General features: G+C 70.7%; 20 protein-coding genes. 4 read left to right on the forward strand and 16 right to left on the reverse strand.

The genetic code is table 11. The features are described from left to right. Window positions 1-23 precede the first annotated feature (23 nt). The 6 genes from ABD333_RS35025 to ABD333_RS35050 form a co-directional block, all read right to left on the reverse strand. Window positions 24-941 carry a type II secretion system F family protein gene (locus tag ABD333_RS35025; protein WP_344546842.1) on the reverse strand — a complete coding sequence of 306 codons (918 nt, stop codon included), beginning with the start codon at window positions 939-941 and terminating at the stop codon, window positions 24-26. Further along, the gene (locus tag ABD333_RS35030; RefSeq protein WP_344546843.1) at window positions 938-1909 is read right to left on the reverse strand and encodes a type II secretion system F family protein; all 972 of its coding nucleotides are present in this window, start codon (window positions 1907-1909) and stop codon (window positions 938-940) included. Before ABD333_RS35030 ends, ABD333_RS35025 begins: the two co-directional genes overlap by 4 nt. 16 nt (window positions 1910-1925) lie before the next feature. Beyond that, window positions 1926-3227 carry a TadA family conjugal transfer-associated ATPase gene (locus tag ABD333_RS35035; protein WP_344546844.1) on the reverse strand — a complete coding sequence of 434 codons (1302 nt, stop codon included), beginning with the start codon at window positions 3225-3227 and terminating at the stop codon, window positions 1926-1928. Continuing rightward, window positions 3228-4139 (reverse strand): hypothetical protein, encoded by a 912-nt coding sequence (locus ABD333_RS35040; RefSeq protein ID WP_344546845.1) that lies wholly within the window; start codon window positions 4137-4139, stop codon window positions 3228-3230. 2 nt (window positions 4140-4141) lie between these two features. Next, complete coding sequence (locus ABD333_RS35045) at window positions 4142-5095, reverse strand: hypothetical protein (RefSeq protein WP_344546846.1); 954 nt, start codon at window positions 5093-5095, stop codon at window positions 4142-4144. A 212-nt stretch (window positions 5096-5307) separates the two neighbouring features. Beyond that, window positions 5308-6009, reverse strand: a complete 702-nt coding sequence (locus ABD333_RS35050) for a TetR/AcrR family transcriptional regulator (RefSeq protein WP_344546847.1) — start codon at window positions 6007-6009, stop codon at window positions 5308-5310. A 131-nt stretch (window positions 6010-6140) separates the two neighbouring features. Here ABD333_RS35050 and ABD333_RS35055 point away from each other — a divergent pair, with 131 nt between their 5' ends. Continuing rightward, window positions 6141-7058, forward strand: a complete 918-nt coding sequence (locus ABD333_RS35055) for an NAD-dependent epimerase/dehydratase family protein (protein WP_344546848.1) — start codon at window positions 6141-6143, stop codon at window positions 7056-7058. A gap of 122 nt (window positions 7059-7180) precedes the next feature. After that, window positions 7181-11842, forward strand: a complete 4662-nt coding sequence (locus ABD333_RS35060) for a type VII secretion EssC family protein (RefSeq protein WP_344546849.1) — start codon at window positions 7181-7183, stop codon at window positions 11840-11842. A 19-nt stretch (window positions 11843-11861) separates the two neighbouring features. Here ABD333_RS35060 and sigJ read toward each other — a convergent pair whose 3' ends face one another. The 3 genes from sigJ to ABD333_RS35075 all read right to left on the reverse strand — a co-directional run bounded on the left by sigJ (window position 11862) and on the right by ABD333_RS35075 (window position 15653). Then, on the reverse strand, window positions 11862-12725 hold the full coding sequence (gene sigJ / locus ABD333_RS35065; protein WP_344546850.1) for an RNA polymerase sigma factor SigJ: 864 nt from the start codon (window positions 12723-12725) through the stop codon (window positions 11862-11864). Between the two features lie 97 nt (window positions 12726-12822). Further along, window positions 12823-14949, reverse strand: coding sequence for a helix-turn-helix transcriptional regulator (locus ABD333_RS35070; protein ID WP_344546851.1), 2127 nt, complete (start codon window positions 14947-14949; stop codon window positions 12823-12825). Beyond that, complete coding sequence (locus ABD333_RS35075) at window positions 14946-15653, reverse strand: TetR/AcrR family transcriptional regulator (RefSeq protein WP_344546852.1); 708 nt, start codon at window positions 15651-15653, stop codon at window positions 14946-14948. The genes ABD333_RS35070 and ABD333_RS35075 overlap by 4 nt, the downstream gene beginning before the upstream one ends. Window positions 15654-15804: 151 nt before the next feature. On the opposite strand from ABD333_RS35075, the gene ABD333_RS35080 reads away from it, so the two are divergent. Next, window positions 15805-16155, forward strand: a complete 351-nt coding sequence (locus ABD333_RS35080) for a nuclear transport factor 2 family protein (protein WP_344546853.1) — start codon at window positions 15805-15807, stop codon at window positions 16153-16155. A gap of 33 nt (window positions 16156-16188) precedes the next feature. Here ABD333_RS35080 and ABD333_RS35085 read toward each other — a convergent pair whose 3' ends face one another. After that, window positions 16189-17382, reverse strand: coding sequence for a threonine synthase (locus ABD333_RS35085; protein WP_344546854.1), 1194 nt, complete (start codon window positions 17380-17382; stop codon window positions 16189-16191). A gap of 11 nt (window positions 17383-17393) precedes the next feature. Next, window positions 17394-17852 (reverse strand): nuclear transport factor 2 family protein, encoded by a 459-nt coding sequence (locus tag ABD333_RS35090; protein WP_344546855.1) that lies wholly within the window; start codon window positions 17850-17852, stop codon window positions 17394-17396. A 150-nt stretch (window positions 17853-18002) separates the two neighbouring features. Here ABD333_RS35090 and ABD333_RS35095 point away from each other — a divergent pair, with 150 nt between their 5' ends. Beyond that, window positions 18003-18500: a VOC family protein gene (locus ABD333_RS35095; protein ID WP_344546856.1), complete on the forward strand. Its 498-nt coding sequence runs from the start codon at window positions 18003-18005 to the stop codon at window positions 18498-18500. A gap of 29 nt (window positions 18501-18529) precedes the next feature. Here the strand turns inward: ABD333_RS35095 and ABD333_RS35100 are convergent, their stop codons facing one another. The 5 genes from ABD333_RS35100 to ABD333_RS35120 all read right to left on the reverse strand — a co-directional run bounded on the left by ABD333_RS35100 (window position 18530) and on the right by ABD333_RS35120 (window position 22717). Then, on the reverse strand, window positions 18530-19297 hold the full coding sequence (locus ABD333_RS35100; RefSeq protein ID WP_344546857.1) for an MOSC domain-containing protein: 768 nt from the start codon (window positions 19295-19297) through the stop codon (window positions 18530-18532). A 91-nt stretch (window positions 19298-19388) separates the two neighbouring features. Beyond that, complete coding sequence (locus tag ABD333_RS35105; RefSeq protein ID WP_344546858.1) at window positions 19389-19703, reverse strand: hypothetical protein; 315 nt, start codon at window positions 19701-19703, stop codon at window positions 19389-19391. Window positions 19704-19972: 269 nt separating this feature from the next. After that, entirely contained in the window at window positions 19973-22003 is a 2031-nt protein-coding gene (locus tag ABD333_RS35110; protein ID WP_344546859.1) for a hypothetical protein, read from the reverse strand. 46 nt (window positions 22004-22049) lie between these two features. After that, on the reverse strand, window positions 22050-22292 hold the full coding sequence (locus ABD333_RS35115) for a hypothetical protein (RefSeq protein WP_344546860.1): 243 nt from the start codon (window positions 22290-22292) through the stop codon (window positions 22050-22052). A gap of 152 nt (window positions 22293-22444) precedes the next feature. Next, window positions 22445-22717, reverse strand: coding sequence for a WXG100 family type VII secretion target (locus ABD333_RS35120; RefSeq protein ID WP_151558621.1), 273 nt, complete (start codon window positions 22715-22717; stop codon window positions 22445-22447). Window positions 22718-23052 lie beyond the last annotated feature (335 nt).

Here is a 23052-nt window from a genome sequence, read left to right on the forward strand (position 1 = left end):
TCTCCTTTGCGGAACGGGGTTTCTCATGAGGCCATCACCCGCATTACGGCCGGGTAGACCAGGAAGACGAGGAATCCGGCGCAGAGGAAGAGCTGCGCGACGAGCATCGACTGGGACCGTTCTCCGGCCTTGCCCTCCAGCTCCGACAGCTCCCTGCTGCGCATGGAGGCGGCGCGGGCGGCGAGGGACTTGCGGACCTGGGCGCCGTCGTCGGCGACGAGGGCGAGGGCGCCGGCGAGGTCGCGCAGCTCGGCGATGTCGAGCTCGTCGCCGAGGCCGCCGAGGGCCTGCCAGGGGGTCTGGCCGGTGATGCGCGCGTTGGCCAGCGCGTCGCGGATGCGGAGCATCGCCCAGCCCTCGCCGATCGCGGAGGCGGTCATGAGGGCCTCGGGGACGCCGCGTCCGCCGGCGAGGTTCATCGAGACCAGGTCGAGGAACGCGCCGACGACGTGCCGGAAGTCCTGGCGGCGGGCGGTGGCCTCCTGGCGCAGCTGCATGTCGGGCATGAAGAAGAACACGATGGCGAAGATGGCGCAGAGCCACACCGGCACCTGGATCGACGCCCCCAGGCCGAGCAGCGCGAAGTAGGCCACGACGACCGGGATGAAGAGCAGCGCGGCGGCGGGCAGCATGAACTTCGTGGCGAGGAAGCCTTCGAGCGACTTGTCGGTGATGGCGAGGTCGGCGCGGATCGAGCGGAGCTGCCAGCCGCGCGCCTCGCACAGCCGTACCAGCTCGCGGCCGACCTTCGCGCGCAGGCCGCCGACCCGTTCGAGGGTGGGCGACATGCGGCGGGCACGGGCGTCCTCCTGGTCGCGGCGGCGCGCGGCGTCGTAGGCGGCGAGGCGTGCGGCCAGGCCGGGCCGGGCCGGGAAGACGGCACGCACGAGCAGGTAGAGCCCGAGACCGGCGAGGGCACCGGCCAGCATCGCCCCGTTCACTGGGCACCGCCTCCGCCCGCGTCCATGGTGTGCCGCCCGCGCAACGTGGACGACTCCGCCGCGCGGTCGCCCTGCCAGCCCGCGACGGTCCGCGGCATCTCGCCGGGCACGCCGGGCCGCGTCTCGCTGGTGAGGAAGCGGCCCGGCAGCTCGTGCTTGGAGAGCCTGCGCAGCCACAGGAACCCGGCGGCGTAGAGCGCGATGACCAGGCACAGGACGAGCTGCCCGAGGAAGTCGTCGTACGGCTCCACGTACGAGTGGTTGAAGATCGCCAGCAGCAGCGCGGTGCCGACCGAGACGCCGACGACGATGCGGACGCTGCGCCGGGTGGAGCGCCGGTCGGCCTCGACGCGGCGGCGCATGTCCAGCTCGGCGCGGGCCGAGGACGACAGCGCGCCGAGCATGTCGCGCAGGCCGGGGCCGCGCAGTTTGGCGTTGAGGATGAGCGCCGCGATGACGAGGTCGGCCGAGGGGTCGTCGAGGTCGTCGGCGAACCGCCGCAGCGCCTCGGGCATCGGCACGCGGGTGTGCAGGCGGTCGACGAGCGTGCGGAGGGGTTGCTGGAGGGCGGGCGCGGCGGCGCGGAGCGAGGCGGGGATGGCCTGCTCAAGGCCGACGGCGCCCGCGATGGTGTCGCGGAGCGACTCGGTCCAGGCGGCGAGGCCTTCGAGGCGGACCATGGCCTTGCGCTCCTCGGCCGCGCCGCCCGCCAGGCCGTTCCAGGCGAGCACGAGGACGCCGGTGCCGATCGCGGCGATCGGCCAGCGGGTGAGGACCAGGACCAGCAGGCCGACGATGACCGCCACGGCGGTACGGGTCGTCAGGGTCTTGACCAGGTCCTCGCGGCTGCGGCCGCGGACCGGCCCGGGGCGCCTCGGCAACCCGCGGATCGCGACGACCAGCAGCAGGATCCCGCCGCCGACCAGGCCTCCGGCGACGATGGCGAGGAGCACGTCCGGCGCGTACATCAGCCGCCCCCGGGGTTCACCACACACCTCCGAGGGAGGTGTCGTAGCCGTACTCGGCCAGCTCGTCGGCGCACGCGATCGGCGCGGCGGGCAGCGCGTACCCCTCCGGGCCGAGCGCGAAGATCTCCGAGGAGAGCACCCGGTTGTCGACGCCGGTGACCTCGCGGACGCTCGCCACGTAGCGGCGCAGGCGGCCGCCGGTGGCGTAGTCGTTGCGCTTCTCGATGAAGACCACGAAGTCGATGGCGCCCGCGATGAGCATGTGGGTGGCCTCGACCGGCAGCCGTTCCACCGACTGGATCGCGTAGGTGGCGATGCGGTTGAAGACCTCCATCGAGGAGTTGGCGTGGATCGTGGACAGGGAGCCGTCGTTGCCCTGCGTCATCGCGTTGAGCATCGTGACGATCTCGTCGCCGAGCACCTCGCCGACGATGACGCGCGAGGGGTTCATGCGCAGCGAACGGCGGACCAGCTCGGCCATCGTGATCGAGCCCTGGCCCTCGGAGTTGGGCAGCCGCTGCTCGAACGCGACACAGTTGGGGTGCAGCTCGGGGAAGGCGTCGAGGCCGAGCTCCAGGGCGCGCTCGACGGTGATGAGGCGCTCGTGCGGCGGGATCTCGTTGGCGACGGCGCGCAGCAGCGTGGTCTTGCCGGCGTTGGTCGCTCCGGCGATCATGATGTTCTTGCGGGCGAGCACGGCGGCCTTGAAGAACGCGCCGAGCTCCGGGCTGAACGTCCCGTTGCCGACCAGGTCGCTCAGGAACACCTTGCCGAGGCGGGCACGGCGGATCGACAGGGCGGGCCGGACGGCCACGTCCATCACCGCGGACAACCGCGACCCGTCCGGCAGCCGCAGGTCGAGCTGCGGGTTGGCGGTGTCGAACGGCCGCGACGACAGCCCGCTGTAGGCGGCCAGTATCTGGATGAGCTCGACGAGCTCCTCGTCGGTCTCGGCCACCGGCTCGCCCATGACCTCGCGTCCGTCGGCGTAGCCGATGAAGACCCGGTCGCAGCCGTTGATGTCGATGTTCTCGATCTCGGGGTCCTCCAGCAGCGGCTGGAGCCGGCCGACCCCGAACAGGGCGGCGTGCACGCCCGCGGCGAGCGCCTCCTCCTCTTCGGCGTTCGGCGGACGGCGGCCCGCGGTCAGCTCGCCGCGCGCGAACTCCTCCAGCACCTGGCCGATGAGCGCGCGGGCGAACTGCCGTTCGTCCTCACCGGACATCGGCGGCAGCCCGCTGGCGGCGTCCAGCCGGCGCTGCTGGGCCAGCCGGTCACCGACCTCCTGGCGCAGGCGCTTGACGAGGCCGTGGTCCACCTAGCGGCTCCCCTCGTCGACGCGTCCGACCGGCACCTGCGGCGCCGGAGGGATCTGCGGTGTCCCGTTGTGGGCGGCGTGCCTGCCGGCCGGCCCGCCGTGGAGCGTGGCGAGACGGCCGACCAGGTCGCCGGCGACCTCGCGGGCGGACCGGATGAGCAGCGAACGGTCGAGCCGTCCGCCCCAGCTGCCCGCCAGCAGCTCCGCGCCCTTGGGGTCGAGCGCCAGCCCGCCCAGCACGGTGACCGTCGGCAGGGGCGGCCCCGCGGGGGCGTCGGCGGCGTGGCGGCCCTGGGCGCTGGTGATGACACGGTCGACCTCGGCGAGCTGCGCGCGGAAGTCGCGCGGGTCGGCCAGCACGATGACGCCGATCGGCGGCCCGCCGCGCAGCTCGGCCGAGAGCGCCGCGACGCGTTCGCGGAGGTGGGCGACCTGCTCCAGCGTCGCCCGCGTGAACAGCAGGACCAGATCGGCCTCGCGCATGAGGTCGAGCAGCGGCGTGCCCGCGCCGAGCCGGCCGCAGTCGGCCAGCACGTCGACCGGGTCGAGCCCGGCGAACGCGCGGCCCAGCGGTCCCCACAGCCAGGTCATGCCCTGCGCCTGTTCGGCGCCGGTGATGCCGACGAGCACGTCCAGGCCGCCGACGAGCCGCTGGCAATGCTCGGCGATCTGTTCGGAGCGCAGTCCGCGCCGGGCGGTGGCGGCGAGGCTGAGCAACCCGCGCGAGGGGTTGAGCATGCCGCCGCGCTCGTCGCCGCCGGAGGCCGCCGCGGGCAGCCGGTAGACGAGGTCTCCGCCGGCCTGGTCACATTCGGCGACGAGCACCGGGCGCGGCCATACGGCACCGAGGGCGACGGCGGCGGTCGTGACGCCCGGCGCCCCTTTGTCGGCCGCGAGCGCGATGAGTGCCACGGTCAGTTCCCGCCTGGTCCAGTGCCGTTGCCGGTGCCATCGCCCGTGCCGTTGCCCGTGCCGTTGCCCGAGCCATCGCCCGTGCCGTTGCCGGGGCCGGGATTCTGGGTGTTGCCGTTGCCCGGGGTCTGTTCCTTGTCCGGGTTGGGGCTGGCGGGCCGCTGGGGCGTGAGCTCCGTGCCCGGCGGGAGCAGGGCGAGCGCCACCGCTCCGGCCGAGGCCGCCTGTGCGATCGCCGCCGCCTCACCGGGCGGAACGGCGACGTTCACCGGCGTCTGGTCGCCGCGCAGCCGGTCGCTCTTGCCGGAACCGCCGATGCTGACCACGATCGCGTTCGTCGAGAGCACGGTGCCCGGGCGCGGGCCGCTCGAACCCGTGCCGGTGCCCACCGCGTACAGGCTCACCCGGGCGCCGCCGTCCAGTTCCCTCACGCCCGCCGGGAGCTGGCCGGGCTTGAGGGCGAGGCCCACGATGACCCGGCCGCGCTCGGCCTCCGGGGCCTCGCTGACCATGCCGTTGGTGAGCAGTGCGCCCTTGACCAGCGGTACGGCGGCGTAGGTGCGCGTCACCTTCGCGCGCTCGGACCACCGGATGAAGTACTCCACGCCGGTGTCGCCGACCTGCACCTCCTGGAGGGCGCTCGGCGGGATGCGCTGGCCCGCCGCGACCGGCTGGACGATGCGGATGGCCGACACCCGCTGGCCGCTGGCCATCACGAGATACGCGCTGGCGAGCGCGCCGCCGAGGATCAGGAGGACGGCGAGCGCGGCGAGCGCCGGTTTGCGCTCGCGCGGCGCGACCGGAAGCCGCTGCCCGCCGGAGGTGCCCAGCCCGGACTGCCCGAGACCCGCCCGGCCCGTGCCCGCGTTCGCACCGGTACCTGCGGAGACTCCACCCGCGACGGCCGATTGATTGCCCTTCATCGCCCTCGCCACGTGCTCCTTCCCGTCCCCCATGGACTCCCGCGTCCCGCGAGATCCCACATCATCGGGGCGATCCATGCTCGCGGGGGGCGCGACGCCGCGTCAATGGATTCGGTGAGGTGAAGCCGCAACGTAACGCGAAATCCGGAGATGACCTGGCGATTCGTCAATCACTTCCGTTCTTACGCCCGGTCACTTGAATCACTGACAGCTACCGCAATGGCCAGTTTGTTAATACCAAAAGGTCAGAACCTGAAGCCGATGAGACGTCCAAGCGTCGTCACCGTGTGGTCGAAGTAGCCGATCCGATTCTCGACCACGGTCTCGAACTGCCCGAAGAGCTCGAAGCTCACCGTTCCGTAGAGTCCCGCCCAGGCCATCAGCGCCCGCGCCGCGACGTCGTCCGGCACGTTCATCGTCACCGCCGCCCGGCCCCGCGCGAGGTCCGCCTCGATCGAGGCCGGCGCCGGCGGCAGACCGGCCGGCGGGTCGAGCTCGCCCGCCTCGTGCGCCTCGGTGACGATCCGCGCGAAGACGATCGTGTCCCGCAGCGCGGCGGGCACGGTGTCCTGGGGCGCCTCGTAGCCGGGCACCGGAGAGCCGTAGATCAGCGCGTACTCGTGCGGGTGCGCCACCGCCCACTCCCGGATGGCGCGGCAGACGGCGAGCCATCGTGCCCCGTGATCGCCTGGACGGCACTCCGCGTCGGCCCGCTCGACGACCTCGCCGACCGCGTTGTAGCCATCGGTGATCAGCGCCGTCAGCAGGTCGTCCCGGCTGGGGAAGTACCGGTAGATCGCCGAGGAGACCATGCCCAGCTCGCGCGCCACGGCGCGCAGCGACAGCCCGGTCGCGCCGTCGGTGGCCAGGTGCCTGCGGGCGGTCTCGGTGATCTCGTGGATCAGCTCTGCCCGGACGCGTTCCCGGGCGGTACGGCTCGCGCTCATGAGCCGAGGCTAGCAAAGCACCGGACTGTTTCGAGAGCGCTGCTCTTGACGAATGCTGCTCTCTTGAGAGAGCATTGCTCTCGAAGCGGAGCGACGAACTCGGCTCACCTCTGATCGAAGGACTGGTTCTCATGGGCAAGCATGTGATCGTCGGCGCCGGCCAGGTGGGCGGGCAGCTCGCGGAGCTGCTCACGGCGCAGGGCCACGACGTCACCGTGGTCACCCGTTCGGGCTCCGGCCCGGAGGGCGTCCGCAAGGTCGCGGCGAACGCCGCCGACCGCGACCGGCTGATCGAGCTCGCCCAGGGCGCGGACAGCCTCTACAACTGCATGAACCCGCGTTACCACGAGTGGGGCAAGATCTGGCCGCCCGTCGCCGCCTCCCTGCTGGCCACCGCCGAGCAGACCGGCGCGGCGCTGGTGACGCTGGGCAACCTGTACGTGTACGGACCGGAGAACGGCCCGATGACCGAGGACCTGCCGCAGGACGCCCCCGGCCACAAGGGCCGGATCAGGGCGAAGATGTGGGACGACATGCTGGCCTCGCACCAGGCCGGCCGGGCGCGGGTGACCGAGCTGCGGGCCTCCGACTTCTACGGCCCCGGCAGCACGGACAACTCCTACATCGGCTCGGTCCGGTTCGTACGGCCGTTGCTAGCGGGCAAGCGGGTCACGTTCCTCAGCGACCCGGCCATCCCGCACAGCTGGACGTACCTGCCGGACGTCGCGCGGGCGCTGGCCGTCGCGGGCACGGACGAACGCGCCCTCGGCCGCGTCTGGCACATCCCGACGGCTCCGGCCTTCACCGCCAGGGAGTTCGGCGAGCGGCTGTGCGAGCTGGCGGGCGCCCCCGCACCGCGCATCGGCACGATGCCCAGGCCCATCTTCAACGCGATCGGGCTGGTCAACCCGATGATGCGCGAGCTGCGGGAGACCCGGTACCAGTTCGACGCGCCGTACATTCTCGACTCGTCGGCGTTCCAGGACACCTTCGGCGTCACGCCGACTCCGCTGGACGAGGCGCTTAAGGCCGTCATCGGCGCGGCTTAAGGACGGCCTCGTGTCGTCCCGAGCCGCTCGGCGGGCACCTGTAAATAAGCTGGCCCGAATTAAGCTGGCCCGAGCGGCAGCGCCGCCCTCGTACGGGGGCGGCGCACTCTGGAGGGGCTTGAATGCGGATCTCGTTCACGGCGCTGACCGGCCAGGGACCCCGGGATGTCGTGATCAATGTCGACTCCGGCGCGACCGTGGACAACGTCGCCCAGTCGCTCTTCGCCGCCCTGGACGCGGCGGCGCCAGCGGCACCGGCGGCACCGGCGGCGGTGCCGGCCGGCGACGTCCCGGCCGCGCACACGCCCCGCTTCTCGAAGGAGTCGGTGCGCCCCCAAGGCGGAGCGCCGGTGCGCGCCCGAGGCGGCGGGCCGGGCACCCGGGTCGACACCCGGAAGGCCGAGCGGCGGACGTTGTGGATGAACGGGCGCATGCTCGACCCGCAGGCCCCCGCCGTCAAGGAACTGCGGGACGGCGCGGTCATCGCCGTGGAGCAGCGGACGGCCGCCGCGACCGTGCTGGCAGAGCCCACGGGCCTGGTCGAGGTACGCGTGGTGAGCGGCCCGGCGGCGGGTTCGGTGCACCGGCTCGGCCTGGGCGCCTCCACGCTGGGTTCGGGCACGCCGGACGAGGACGTGGACATCGCGGTCGACGATCCGCTCGTTCCCGCCAGGTCGCTGCGCATCACGGTCGAGCCGCACGCCGTCCACGTCGAGCCCTCCGCCCAGACGCTCGCCCGGGGCGTGCTGCTGGACGGGGAGCCGCTCGCCGCCAAGGCCACCTGGCCGATCGGGGGCATGCTCGCGATCGGTGGCAGCATCCTGACGCTCGCGCAGAGCTCGGCACCGGACACCCATCTGGAGCCGCTGCCCGAGGGCGGCCTCGCGTTCAACCGCCCGCCGCGCCTGCACCCCGCGCACCGCACGCGGCGCCTGGAGGTGCCCAAGCGGCCCGAACGCAATCCCAAGGAACGGCTGAGGCTCTTCGGCGCGCTGCTGTTCTCGGCGTTCGGGCTGGTGATGGCGTTCGGGCTGGGCCAGTGGTGGTGGGCGCTGTTCGCGCTGGCCTGGCCGGTGATGACGGTCGGCGAATGGATCGGCGACCGCGTCCACGGCCGCAAGTCGTACAAGAAGGCGCTGAAGGAGTACCACCGCAAAACCGCCGAGTTCGGTGGCGAGCTCGACCGGCTGCGGCACGAGGACCAGGCGGAACGCCGCGCCGTGCACCCCGATCCCGCCGAGGTGCTGCTGACCGCGACCGGTCCCCGGCGCAGGCTCTGGGAGCGGCGCGCCACCGACCCCGACGTGCTCCACCTGCGGCTCGGCGTCGCCGACCTGCCCGCGCGGATCGAGCTCGCCGGGCTGGAGTCGGCGGGACCGGAGGCCGCCGACCTGCGGGTGCCGGTCGCACGGCTCGTGCCGGTCACCCTGCCCCTGCCCGAGCTGGGCGTCATCGGCATCACCGGCACCGCCGCCCGCGAGTCGCGCCCGGCCTCGCGCGCGCTCGCACGCTGGCTGGTCGCCCAGGCCGCCGCCCTGCACAGCCCGCGCGACCTGGCGATCGTCGTGATGTGCGCCGACGAGCAGGCCGAGGAGGAGTGGAACTGGGTCCGCTGGCTGCCGCACGCGGCGCCGCGCGAAGGCGAGGAATGCCTGGCGCTCGTGGGCACCGACCCCGAGTCGGTCGCGCACCGCGTCACCGAGCTGGCGATCCGGGTCACCGAACGGCGCAGGACCGCGCAGGCGGCGTCGGCGTCAGGTCTGTTCGGACAGGGGAAACCCGCCGAGCTGGTCCCGTACAACATCCTCATCGTGCTCGACGGCGCACGGCAGCTGCGGCGTGTGCCCGGCATGCCGATGTTGCTGCAACGCGGCGCCGAGTACGGCCTGAACGCGATCTGCATCGACGACGAGGAACGGCTGCTGCCCGAGGAGTGCACCGCCGTCGCCGCCTGGGACCCGGAGAGCCCCGAAACGCTGCGGCTGCGCGGCCAGGGCCTCGACGCCATCGGACCCGTCCTCGCCGACCAGGTGTCCGCCGCGTGGAGCGACCGGGTCGCGCGGGCCCTCGCCCCCGTCCGGGACGTGTCGCGTGAGGACGCCGAGGAGACGATCCCGGCGCAGGCCCGGCTCCTGGACCTGCTCAACCTGCCCGACCCGACGGCCGACCACGTGGTGCGGGCGTGGAGCGTCACCGGCGGGCGGTCCACCCGCGTCCCGATCGGCGTCGGCACCGACGGCGTGTACGAGGTGGACCTGCGCACGGACGGTCCGCACGGCCTGATCGCCGGCACGACCGGCGCCGGCAAGTCCGAGCTCCTCCAGACGCTGATCGCCTCGCTGGCCCTCACCAACCGGCCGGACGAGATGACGTTCGTGCTCATCGACTACAAGGGCGGCGCCGCGTTCAAGGACTGCGCCCGGCTGCCGCACACCGTCGGAATGGTCACCGACCTCGACGGCCATGCGACCGAACGCGCCCTCGAATCGTTGTCCGCCGAGTTGCGGCGCCGCGAGGAGATCCTGCTGAACGTGGGTGCCAAGGACATCGAGGACTACAACGACCTGCGCGCCATGAAGGCCCATCCGGACCAGGGCCACTCGTTCACGCGCAGCGATCTGGCCCCGATGCCGCGCCTCGTCATCGTCATCGACGAGTTCGCGGCGATGGTCACCGAGCTGCCCGACTTCGTCACCGGCCTGGTCGACATCGGCCGCCGTGGCCGTTCGCTCGGCGTGCACCTCATCCTCGCCACGCAGCGCCCGGCGGGCGTCGTCACCGCCGACATCCGCGCCAACACCAACCTGCGGATCGCGCTGCGCGTCACCGACCCGGACGAGTCGACCGACGTGCTCGACTCCGCCGAGGCGGCACAGATCTCCAAGGTCACCCCCGGCCGCTGCTACATCCGTTCCGGCGCGTCTTCCTTGCACGCGGTGCAGTCCGCGCGGATCGGCGGCCGCCGCCCCGGCAGCGGACCCGCCGTCGCCGCGCCCGCCACCGTGCTGCCCGTGCCGTGGCAGGGCCTCGGCCGGCCGCTGCCCGCGCCGCGCGAACCTCTCGACGACGCGGGCATGGTCACCGACCTGGCCGTCCTCGTCCAGGCGATCGCCGAGGCGGCCCGCCGCGAGGACATCGAGCGGCAGCCGTCGCCGTGGCTGACGCCGCTGCCCGACAAGGTCAGGCTGGCGCCGCGCACCGCCGCGGGAGGCTCGGTCGTGGACGTCCCGCCGATCGCGTTCGGCATCACCGACCTGCCCGCGATCCAGTCCCGCGAGCCGCTCGTCCTGGACCTCGCCGCCGGCGGCCACCTCTACCTCGCCGGGGCGTCGCAGTCGGGGCGTTCGACCGCGCTGCGCACGATCGCCGGGTCCCTCGCCGGGGCGTGCTCCCCGTACGACGCGCACCTCTACGCGATCGACTGCGGCGCCAACGCGCTGCTGCCGCTGGTGTCGCTGCCCCACTGCGGGGCGGTCGTCGGCCGCGACCAGCTCGACCGGGTCGAACGGCTCATCACCGCGCTCGCCGCCGAGGTCGCGCGGCGCCAGCAGCTCCTCGCCGAGGCGGGCTTCGCCTCGCTCGCCGAACAGCGCGCCGCCGTCGCCGCGCCGGACCGGCTCCCGTGGATGGTGCTGATGCTCGACCGCTGGGAGGGGTTCGTCGGCGCGTTCGAGCACTACGACTACGGCCGCCTGGTGGACGCCGTGCTGCGGCTGCTGCGGGAGGGCGCGGCGGTCGGCCTGCGCGCCGTCTTCACCGGCGACCGCTCGGGGCTGAGCGGCCAGGTCTCCACGGTGTTCGACCGCCGCCTCATCCTGCGCATGGCCGATCCCAATGACTACGGCTACGCGGGCCTACAGGAGAAGCAGGTGCCCGCCGAGATGCCGCCCGGCCGTGCCCTGGAGGTGGCCGGGCCCGGCGTGGCGCCTCGCGAGTCGCAGATCGGCCTGCTCGGGGACGACCCGTCCGGTACCGCCCAGGTGGCCGCGCTGCAGGACATCGCCCGGGTGTGCGTCTCGCGCTACGGGCGGCTGCCACGCAGGCAGCGGCCGATCCACGTCGACGAACTCCCGGTCCGTGTCACGTACCGGGAGGCGATGGCGCTCGACCAGGAGTACCTGGCGCCCTCCGCGCTGTGGGCGCTGGTCGGTGTCGGCGGTGACACCCTCGCCCCGGTAGGCATCGACCTGCTGAACGAGGGGCCGGGGTTCGTGGTGGCCGGGCCGCCGCGTTCGGGCCGCTCCACCACGCTGCGCACCATCGTCCAGTCGCTCCTGGACCCGTCGGTCGCGGGCGGCCTCGTCCCGGTCGTCATCATCACCCCGCGCCGCTCGCCCCTGCGCCTGCTCGACGGCCGTCCCGGCGTCCTCGGCCTGCTGTCGGCCGACTCCGAGGAAGACGACCTGACCTCGGCCATCGGCGACGAGCACCGCTACGTCGTCGTGGTCGACGACGCCGAACTGCTGGACGAGACCGAGCTGGACGATGCCCTGCGCACCGTCCTGCGCACCGCCCGCGACGGCGAGCACGCGGTCGTCATCGGCGGCACGACCGAGGATCTGGGACGCGGCTACCGCGGCTTTCTCTCCGACGCCCGCCGGTCCCGTTCCGGGCTGCTGCTGTCGGTCGACAGCCCCGAGGACGGCGACCTCTTCGGCCTCCGCCTGCCCCGCAACGCCACCTTGGGCGGCCCGACCGGCCGCGGTCTCTTCGTCGCCGCCGGTGCCACCACCCAGATCCAGGTGGCCCTTCCCCCGCCCGTGGGCGGCGACCGGCCCGAATGACGCAGGGTGCGGGTGAAGGTCAGGGGGTGGGCACGCGGATGTCGAGCCCGTCCAGCCGGTCGAGGTCGGCCAGGATGTGGATCTCGACGATCCGGTCATCCGTGATCGTGAAGGACTGGACGGCGACGACCCGGCCGCCCTGGACCCGGACGATCCCGGGCACGCCGTTGACCAGGACCGGCTGGGACTGCCGCGCCCCGCTCCGGAACATGAGCGCCTGCTCGGCCACGGCCGCCGCGCCGAAGACCGGCTTGCCGGCGGCACCGATGTCGGCGCGCAGCACGACGTCCGGGTCGAGGACGGCCACCAGCGCCTCGAAGTCGCCGCCGCGGGCCGCCGCGAGGAAGGCGTCCACGACCTCACGCTGGCGGGCCACGTCGGCGTCCGGGGCGGGGGCGCCCTGGACGCGGCGCCGGGCGCGGCTGGCCAGCTGCCGGGTCGCACCCGGGGACCGTTCGACGATCGGCGCGATCTCCTCGAACGGCACCGCGAACATGTCGTGCAGCACGAACGCCAGCCGCTCGGCCGGGGCCAGCGTCTCCAGCACGACCATGAGGGCCAGGCCGACCGAGTCGCCCATGAGCACTTCCTGCTCGGGGTCGATGGCACCTGTCACGACCGGGTCCGGCACGTACACGTCGAGCGGGTCCTCCCGGCGGGACGAACGGGAGCGCAGCTGGTCGAGGCAGAGCCGCGAGACGACCGTCGTCAGCCAGCCGCCCAGGTTGCCGATCTCGGCGGTGTCGGAACGGCTGAGGCGGAACCAGGCCTCCTGCACCGCGTCCTCGGCCTCCGCCAGCGAGCCGAGCATCCGGTAGGCCACCGACTTCAGATGGGTTCGGTGGGCCTCGAAGAGCTCCGCCAGCTGGTCGTTCTGGTTCACCTTGTCCTCCGTTGCGAAGATTCTGCGATCGTAACCGGCCGGTCCGCCGCCTCCCGCGCGGGGTGTCCGGCGAAACCTTCGCAGGCGGATTCAGCTCTCAGCGAACACGATCACGGCCACGGTCGCGGACGTGATCGCGGTCGCGGTCGAGGAGGGCATGGCGGCCCGCCACGCCGAGCTTGCGGTACACGTGCCGGGCGTGGGTCTTGATCGTGTTGACCGACACGTAGAGGTGAGCCGCGATCTCCTTGAGCGTGAGGTCGCTGCGCAGATACTGGAGCACCGCCAGCTCACGGTCGCTGAGGAGATCGGCGGCGACGGCCCGGGGCTCGCCCGCGATCTCGGCTGCCGTCTCGGCGAGCAGGTCGACCAGCCCCAACGCGCTCGCGAACGAGGCGATCCGTTCTCTGGCCGCCGCGACGTGCTCGGCCGCCCGCTCGGGCTCGCCCTGCCCGAGGTAGCAGCGGGCGAGCATGAGCGAGGCGAACGCGGCCATGCTGTGGTCGGGTCCGAGGCGGTCGATCAGAGCCCGGAGCGGCTCGGGATCGCCGGTCAGCAGAGCCTTGAGGATGACGTACTCGGGGACGGCCTGCGGACGCGGACGGCCGGGCGCCTCGGCATACGCGGCGCCCGCGAGCCCCAGCCTGACCCGGGCCTCGGCGTGATCGTCCTCGCGGTACGCGGCGAGCCCGCGGAGGGCCTCGACGGCCATGGCGAGCCGGGGCGGAGTCCCCTTCGGCCAGAGCTCTTCGACGTCGTTCAGCAGCTCCTGGCATTCGCGCGTACGACCGGCCAGCAGCAGACCGCGTCCGAGACTGATCCGCGCCTGGGTGGCCGTCATCGGCGCAGGCCACCGCCGGACGGCCTCCCGTCCATGCCGCAGCGCCGACGCGAGGTCGCCGCGTTCCCGTGGCAGGCAGAGCCGCCAGACGTCCGCGGGCCTGCCGGGCGGGGACTCGCGGCGCGCGATCCGGCTCCAGCGGTCGCGCTCGTCCCGCCGCCCGAGACCGCACCACACCTCCAGCGCCCGGTCGACGAAGTCTCCGGCCGCCGCGTCGATCGCCTCGTCCGGGAGCGCCTGAAGCCACCTCTCCATCGTGTGCCAGCCGCGCGCGTCGTCGAACGCCCGCCCGATCAGGTCCACGGCGAGGCCGTGGTCACCCGCGCGGAGGGCATGGTCGATGGCGCTGTCCCGGTCGTCGTGCTCGGCGTACCAGAAGGCCGCCGACCGGTGCGCCTCCCGTTCCCGTTCCGGATCGTGGGCGGACAGGCGGCGGGCGACCGCCCACCTGAACGGCCGCTGATAGCGGAACCAGGCTCCGTCCTCCTCGGCCAGGAGGAAGACCCCGTCACCGCGCAGCCGGTCGACGAGGTCCGCCGCGTTGCCGTGGACGGCGTCCGCGAGCCCGATCGAGAACCGTTCCAGCACCGCCGTGTCCAGGACGAACTCACGCAGGTCCGGCGCCAGCCCTGCCCAGACGTGGTCCAGGAGATGGTCGGCATCGGCGGCACGATCGGGCGTTCCCCGGCGCAGCCCGCCCGCGGCCAGCGCCAGGCCGCCCGCCCACCCGTCCGTGCTCTCGACGAGGGCCGCGACCTGGTCGTCCCCGGCGTCCACGCCGAACGTTCCGAGCAGCAGCCGGCGCGCCTCCTCCTCGTTCATCCGCAGGTCGAACCAGCCGAACGTGGCCAGCCGCCCCGCCAGCGAGAGCTGGTCGAACCGCAACGGCGGCCGTGCCCGGCCGGCGATCACCGTGGTGAGCGCGTCGCCGGCCGTCCTGACGAACAGGTCCAGCTGCTGGTGAACGGACGGCTCGACGATCTGCTCGTACTCGTCCAGGACCAGTACCGGCCGTTCGCCGGAGGCGGCCACGCGTTCAGCGAGCGCCGCCGCGAACGCGTCACTTCCGGGCGCGGCCTCGTCTGCCCCGGCACCTGACTCGTCTGCTCCGGCACCTGACTCGCCGGTGATGGCCGCGGCCACGTGGATCCAGAAGCGGGCGGGGTCGTTGTCACGGGCGTCCACCGTCAGCCAGGCGGCCGGAGCGGTCTGCGTCCAGCGGGTCAGGAGCGAGGTCTTGCCGGTACCGCTCGGACCCAGCACCAGGATGACGAACGCCTCGTCCGCCGCGGCCTGGAGGCGGGCTTCGAGACCGGGGCGTGCGATCAGCGGACGGAGGGGCCGTGGCGGGCGCAGCTTGGTCTGGACGACGGGCGTGCTCATCGGGGCGGGGCGAGGCCGAGCGACCTCGTCAGGTCGAGCATCTCGTCGCGGAAGATCGAGGCGGTCGGGTGCGCGAGCGGGCGCAGGTGACCGTAGATCTCCAGGGCGATCAGGCCGTGCATGCGCCCCCAGACGCGCAGGGCGAGCGCGACCGCGGCGGCCGGGAGGTCGGGGAACCGCTCCCGCGTCGCTTCGACGAGCCCGGGCTCGAAGTCCGACCACTCGTACGTGCCGGACTGCCGGGATTCGGCCTGCGGCCAGGCGGCGGCGACCAGACCGGTGAGACCGGTGCAGGCGCGGTGCGCGGCCTCGCGTGCCGGGCCGCCCTCGGGCGCCTGGTACCCCGGCACCGGGTCTCCGTAGATCAACCGGAAGCCCTCGGGGTTGGCGAGCGCCCAGGTACGGACGGCCTCGGCCCAGGCCAGCACCCGTCCGCCCGGGTCGCTCTCGGGCACGGCGTCGCGCGCGGCCTCCACGGCGTCGACCAGCTCGCCGTAGACATCGCCGATCAATGTGGTGATCAGGTCGTCACGGGTGGCGTAGTAGCTGTAGATCGCACCGGCCGTCATCCCCATCTCGCGGGCGATGGCGCGCAGCGAGATGGCGTCCGGCCCGCCGGCGGCCATCAGCTTCAGCGCGATGGTCTTGATCTCGGCGCTGGTCTCGGCGCGCAGCCGGGCCCGCCGGCTGATCGGCTCCCTCACCCTTGACAGTCTACAGCGTTGCACTACTGTGCGGCGTAGCTACATTGAACGCCGTGTACTAAACCAACGCCGTATAGGATCTGAACGTGGAACGACCCGACCCGTCGCCCTCTACCAGGGCACGCTCGGGCCCTCTCGAAGGAGTCACACCATGAACGTTCCGGAACTCATCCAGAAGTACATCGACACCTGGAACGAACGCGACGACGCACGCCGCGCCGAGTTGCTGGAGGCCGCGCTGACCGAGGACGCGGTTTACAGCGACCCCGACCACGCGGGCCTCAACGGTCGGGGCGAACTGTCGGCCGCGATCGGCAAGGCTCAGGCGCAGTTCGGCGACCTGGCCTTCGCCGTGGACAACCTGGTCAACGTTCATCACGACAAGGCGTTGTTCAGGTGGCGGCTCGGGCCGGTAGGAGCGGACTCCGCGGTGGCCACCGGCTACGACTATGTGGAGTTCGCGGACGGCCGCATTAGGCGCGTCATCGGGTTCTTCGAATGACCTAGGGCCTCCTCGCCGAAGCGAGGCGGCCCTTTAGACGCCCGGCAGACCGGCGGACTTCAGACGGCGCAAAACGGAATCCCAGGCGGGATCGATGGGGTCGAGCGGCCGTTCGCCGACGCCGGTGTCCTTGAAACCACTGGACGTGGCGATGCAGACGACCGGCCCTTCACGTTCACCCCTCTGCCGGAGCCCGGCCAGGCTGCTGGCGGAGGAGAGTTCGTACCAGAGGCCCGTCCGGGACAGTTCGCGCTGCGCGGCCCGCATCTCGTCGTCGGTGAGGCTCAACGCCGCGCCACCGCTGTCCCTGACGGTGATCACGCCGCGGTAGCCGTTGAAGTCGCAGTCGATGGCGTACGCGTCGGTCGGTCCCGCCTTCAGGTGGACGGCGGGAAGCCCCTGGGCGACGGCACGGGCGAGCGGAGCTCCGGCGGCGGGCTCACACGCGTACATCCGAGGGGCGCGATCTGTCAGGCCGAGCAGCCGCAGCTCGGTGAAGCCCTTCCACACACCGAACAACAGCTCGCCGTATCCAGTCGGCACGTAAACCGCCGAGGGGATGCCGATCTCGCTGAAGACCTCGTACGCGATCGTCTTGTAGCCCTCGGGGCCGTACGCGTGCCCGGTGTGTGTCTCGGTCAGGTTGCTGAGCGGGTGAAAACCCAGCTCGTCTACGATGCGACGCATCAGGGGCCTGCGTTCCTCCTTGGCCACGGGCAGCACATGTGCGCCGTACGCGCTGACGAACGAGCCGACCGCCGGAGGCGTGTCCGCCGTGGCCAGAACGATGCAGGGCAGGCCCGCCCTAGCCGCGAACGCGGCGGCCGACGCGCCGTGGTTACCCGACGAGGCCACGACCACGCCGGGAGCGCCGATCGCCGCCGCGGCGCTGACCGTGCACCGGTTGATGCGGTCCTTGTGGCTCCACGTCGGGTTGCGGGACTCGTCCTTGATGAAGACACCGTCCTCAAGCTGGATCAGCGGCGTACCGCCCTCGCCCAGGCCGGGTGCCGCCAGCGGCGGCAGGATCGGCGCCCACTGGTCGAGGTCCCCCGGGTGCCGCGCGAACAGCTCACGCGGCACCCGGGCGTAGTCATAGTCGACCTCGACCGGGTAGGCGATCTCCTCGGTGCTCGTCTCCGGGCATCCGCGGACGAGTGGCGGAGTCAGCGGATAGCGGATGGACGTGTCGAAGAGAGAACGCTGGCCGTTGGCGAGGGAGCTCATGTGAGCGGAGTTTATGGCTCGAAAATGACCTTGGGTGAACCGGTGTGCCACACGTTGTCGATGCGCAGCCGCCCGATGAGCCATCGCTCGCCGTCGCGGACGAGCTCGACCGCGTAGATGTTCTTCAACAGAGCATGCTGCGACCCGTCCTGAAGCACGTGCTGCGCCTCCACGAGCGCGGTGAGCTCCGCGGTGTCGCCGTCGATCCGTACGCGGGGATTGGTGACCGTGTGCGTGGTGTCGACACGCCCCCGGAACAACCCGAGGATCGTGTCCACGATCGTGTCCCTGCCTGTCATGAGCTCACTCGCGATCCCGGCTTTCCGAGCCGCGGGACGAAAATCGAGCTCGGCGTCCTCGGCGAAGGCCGAGGCGAACAGCTCCCGATCCTTCAGATCCTGGCCCAGCCCGAACCGGTAGAGCGCGTCGACGATCTCCACCCGGTCCTTGAGCTCCCGGATTTCATCCATGGCGTTGTCCCCTTCCTGTCGCCGAGACCAGCAAGGCCGCCGAGCCGTCCCATCCCCAAGCGAGGGGTGAGTCGCGCCGAAAAGGGGGTGAGGCGATGACTTCCGGGTCCGCGCGTGGTCTAACCCAGCACAGACCCAAGGGAGATCGCCATGCAGAAGATCACGACGTACCTGTGGTTCGACGACCAGGCCGAAGAGGCGGTCGCCCTCTACACCTCGGTCTTCAAGGACTCACGGATCACCGACGTCCAGCGCTTCGGGGACGCCGGCCCGGGCCCCAAGGGTTCGGTGATGGTGATGAGGTTCGAGCTCGCGGGCCAGGAGTTCATAGCGCTGAACGGCGGCCCCGAGTTCACGTTCAACGAATCGGTCTCCCTCTACGTCGACTGCACCTCCCAGCAAGAGGTCGACGAACTCTGGGAGAAGCTCACAGCCGACGGCGGCCAGGAAGGCCCATGCGGCTGGCTGAAGGACCGCTTCGGCCTGTCCTGGCAGATCATCCCCAGAATCCTCACCGACCTCCTGGCCGACAAGGACCCAGCCCGCTCCGAACGCGTGATGAAGGCCATGTTCACCATGAAGAAGATCGACATCCAAGCCCTGCAAGCCGCCTACAACAGAGCCACGCCGCCCAATGCCCCACGATGATCAGCACCTTCCGGGGGCGAAATCCCGCATCACGAACACACCGCCCCCACCCTCAGAGTTCCGAGCCTCCGCGGCACGCCGAGCCGCCCGAACATGATCGCCCGCCCGCCCTCAAAACCGCGGGTGCGGTACTTCGCGAGCGTCCTCAGCGGCTCCCGCGTCCGCCGCCCCGTGTCCTGATCGGTGTTGACAATGACGCACCGCGCGCAAGGCCGGATCAACTCGATCTCCACCTCACCCACCGAGATCCTGGAAACCGCGTCCTCCCCGTACGCCCCCAAGCCCTCCACCACGATGTTGGGCCGGAACCTCCGCATCGGCACCGGCTCCGCCAGCCGCCCGTTCAGATCATCGAGAGACTCCACGGACAACACCGAGACGGGCTCGCCGTCCCCATACGTCATCGAGCCGCCACGCTTGGCCGTCCGCACGCCGGCGAACCGCACCAGCCGAACGTCCTCGCGAAGCACCTCACCCAACCAACCGGCCACCTCATCGCCCTGGTCCACACCCAGGCACTCCTGCCCGTGCACGGTCACCTCACGTACCGGCCCACGCTCCGGCTCGTACACCAGCGTCGAGTCACCCGCCTGAACGGTCAGCTTGACCCCATCGAACGAAGGCCGCAGCCGAGCAAGCCCAGGAACCTCCCGCTGCGACAGATGTCGCCCACCCGGCCGTATGACCATGAACTCACGGTCATACCTCAACCCGGTAGCCAGCACCTCGACCTCGGACACCGCCGTCCCACCCGCACTCTTGATGGGAAACACATTCAACTCCCGAACAACAACCACCCACCGAACGCTACGACCCATACAAGCCAAAAGCCAGAAATCCGAGCTCTATCTGACACAACTTCGTCAGATAACCGCCGCAGACCCGTTGTCACCGCAGCGGCTTCGGCGTGCACTTATGGATCTGTCCAAACCGCTTCTGCGCGATCCGCATGAAATCCACCATGTCCCGCACCGCATCCCGCCCACGCACCACAGGCGCAAAATCAATGCTGATCCAAGGCCTCTCGTCACCGCATTTGAACAGCGCGATCACGAAGTTCGGACGTGGATCTGCACCTGCGGTAGGCCGGACCACTGCCAGCCCGCTCCCAAGGTCCCCAGGAAGCCGGTGCGGTGACTTATCTTCCGCATTCTGCTGCTGCCGTCGAAGCACCTTCTCGCCGTCGTTGTACGACCAGTCCAAGCCGAGTGGCGCCTCACGTCCAGGAGCACGGGTCAGACACAGCCCATTGTCAGTCTGCGGACCCGACCATCGAGAAGTCAGGTGCATCAGGCCCGTGACTCGACGGAACGCCAGTTCGGGGACCAAGTCACAAAGATACGGTGGTTCATCCGATACAGGTCGAAGGTCGGGTGGCGACGCATTTATCTTGGGGGGCGACGAGTTGCTGCAGGCCACTGTTGCGAACGCCACGCAAGCCCCTACCAACATGCCGCCTGCGCGCATCGTGGTCACCTCTGGAAACTCGGCGCAACGTTGCGCCCTTCGGCATCGCGATAGTGCCCAGCAGTCTCAGTCATTCCGTTCTGCATCGAACCCAAGAATCGATCTCGAAGATCGGCGACATCGGAGTGAGTACTCGCCCAGCGTAGGAACTCCTCGAGCTCCTCAGTGGTCAGAGATTCAAGAGGACGGATTCTGGGGGTTGGTCCGGAGGTCGCGAAGGGTTTGCCCTTGAGGTCCGCCGGATCGTAGCGGCCATGCGTGGCCACTGATGCCGCGATCATTTGACTGAGGAGCTTCTCGATGGCTTCTGTGTTGGTCTTGGGCGCGAAGATGGTGCCGCTCGGTTTCCCTGCCAAGTACTTGGTGATTTGGGAGGAGAGAGCTGCCTGGACTTGGTTTACCAGGAGTCCGGCGGCCTCGCCGGCGACTGGGAAGCGCTGTGACGCGCCGGCCAGTGCTTTCTGACCTCCGATTCCAAGCGCCATGTCCACGTAGGTCTTTATGCGCTGAAAGTCCGCCGCCAACCGGGTCTCTTCTCCGCGCAGAGCCTGAGCGTGAGCCTCCATGAGGTGCCCGAACATCCAGCCCTGAGCGACAATCACGCTCTCGAGATGACGGGACCGCCGGGCGATCGAGGTGTCGATCGAAACCCTGGCGTGGGCGATCTGCGCTCTCAGGAGAGAGTCGAACGAGTCGGCATCGCGAACCACGTCCAGGAGGAGGTAATCCAGGTCCAAGTCGGACATAGGAGTGCTGCCGGTTTGAGCGCCGAACCGGAAGGACTGGTAGATGTCGTTCATCTTAGTAATGTGGGCGGCGAGGACCGCGGCCATGTGCGGGCGCAGACCGGCGAGGTCATCGATCCCTTGGACCGGAGCGATCACACCCTTGACGTCGAGGTCAAAGGCGTACTCCATTCGGCTCTGATCCAGCGCCTTGAGCTGACCGTTGTTGACGACGTAGAACTTCCTGGCGTCGGTGGACAGGTGTTTACCTGCTGTGAAGGCCAGGCGTTCGGAGTCTTTGTCTTGGCCTGAGGCGGCGGTTTGGAGGGCCTTGCCGAGGGCGGCGCCTTGGTCGGTTTGGCCCCAGAGCTCTCGACGGTCGCGGAGCAGGTATTCGAGGTTGGAGAGCCTCATGCTCGCCGGGGCGTCCAGGGTGTGCGGGCCCATGGGGCGGTAGTCGAGGAGGGCTTGGGCGCCCTCACGGCCTGATGCGGTGGCGGCGTTGAGGAGGGGGATCAGGAAGTCGGTCTTTTCTGAGGTGTATCTGCCGTGTAGGTCGGGCAGCGGGAGGTACTTGCGGACGGTCCGGTCGTAGTCGGTCATGCCGCCGCCGACGAAGTTGATGAAGCGTGGCGAGAAGCGGGTGTCGCCTGCGGCGGCGAGGAGGGTCGACAGGGACTGGTAGCCCACGTATCCGTACGGCGGTCTGCTGCCCGGTGGGAAGGTCGTGCGGCCCGCTTCCATGAGCTGGGTCAGGAAGGCGTCGCCTACGTAGGCGCGGCGGTCGGGGTTTGTGGCGAGGGCAAGGCTGCGTCCTAGCAGGGCCAGGACGTTGCGGTTGCCGTTGATGGTGAATGCGGCGGGGAGCTTAAGGAGGTTTACGGCACCCAGGGTCTCGACGAGGGCTTTGGCCAGGGCCGGCGTGATGTCGTTCGGGTCGTAGCGGCTCAAGGCTTCGAGGGCCTTGCGGTCGCCTTTGGCGGCGCGCTCCAGGAAGGGCGCCAGGCGGCGGCCTTCGCCGTAGGCGACCTGGTCGGTGTAGCGGTCGGGGAGGGTGATGAAGTTGCCGTCAGGGCGGCAGACGCTGAACGTCAGCTGCCGGCGGTCGAGATCGTGGGCGAGTGTGTTGCGGCGGCGCAGATCGGCCGCGGCCTCCTGCGCCCAGGCGGCGATTCGTTTGATCTCCTGGGCGGGGGCGGTGCTGACGCCGGCGCCGTTCAGTGCCTGCCAGAGCTGGTCGGCGAGCTCCGCGAGCTGTGGTCCCGCCTTGGTCATGTCCTGCGTCAGCCGCTCGAACTGGGCGAGCTTCACGCCACAAGTGTCGGGCCCGAGCCAGTTGTCCGCCACCGTCCACCTCTCAGCCGGCCAGGGGGCGGCCGATCTTTTGCTGAACGAGGTCCAGCGCCTTGCGGATCTGGGCGTGGAGTTCGGCGTCGCTGCGTTCGAGCCGCCGTTCGAAGGACTTGGCGGCGACGCCTCCCACCCAGGCGTGGTCGCCCATGGCCTGGCGTGGCCGCGTGAACGCGTGCCAGTGGTCGTTGGACAGTTGCTGGATGCGTCCCAGCAGGAGTAGCAGTCTGAAGCGCTCGGCCTCGTCCACGTCCGCCTCCGATCTCTCGGAAGAGACTGCCATCCGGGAACCCGGCCTTACGGTGCTGGTGACGCAACGGAACCAGACCGTTACCCAGAAGAAAAGCGCGGGCCCCGACCTCGGGGGGATGGGCCGGGACCCGCGGTCTCGCGGAGGCGGCGTCAGCGCGTGGCCGCCTCGATGTTCTGCTGGGAGCGCTTGATGTCCTGGCTGCCCTGCTCAAGGGCGACGGCCATCTTGTCGAAGGCCGTCTTGGCCTCCATCCAAGCACTGCGGAACCGGTCGGCGCCCGGCCCCCACCAGATCTCGGTGCTGCTGACCGTGCGACCGTTGAGGTCCTTGATCAGAGCGTCGAGGTTCTTGGAGTGCTTGCTGAACATGCGGGACAGGTCTTCCAGTGCCCCGATGCTGGCGCCGCGCTTGTCACCGCTCATTGCACCGATCCCTTTCGCCGCACTACCGGAAGAATGGCTGCCAGCCTACGCCCCACGGATCACAGTAATCCACCCGTCCGACGGCTCACACCTGCCGATTCGGTCGTTTTCCGGCGAAGCGGAGGTGGCCGGAAGCGGCCACCACGGCTCGCTCGCCGTCGCGACCGCCGTCACACAGCGCAGTTGATTGACGTGCATTATTACCGAACGTCAATGTACGTGCCATTCAGGTCGGGTTTCTCATCGCTAGTGAGGGATTAAATGTTCCCCGGCATCCGGGAATGACACCTTGCCATTGTTTGGGTGCACAATTCGTTCCGCCGACCGGTGCCGGA

The organism is Actinomadura fulvescens, assembly GCF_039533225.1.
GTDB lineage: Bacteria > Actinomycetota > Actinomycetes > Streptosporangiales > Streptosporangiaceae > Spirillospora > Spirillospora fulvescens.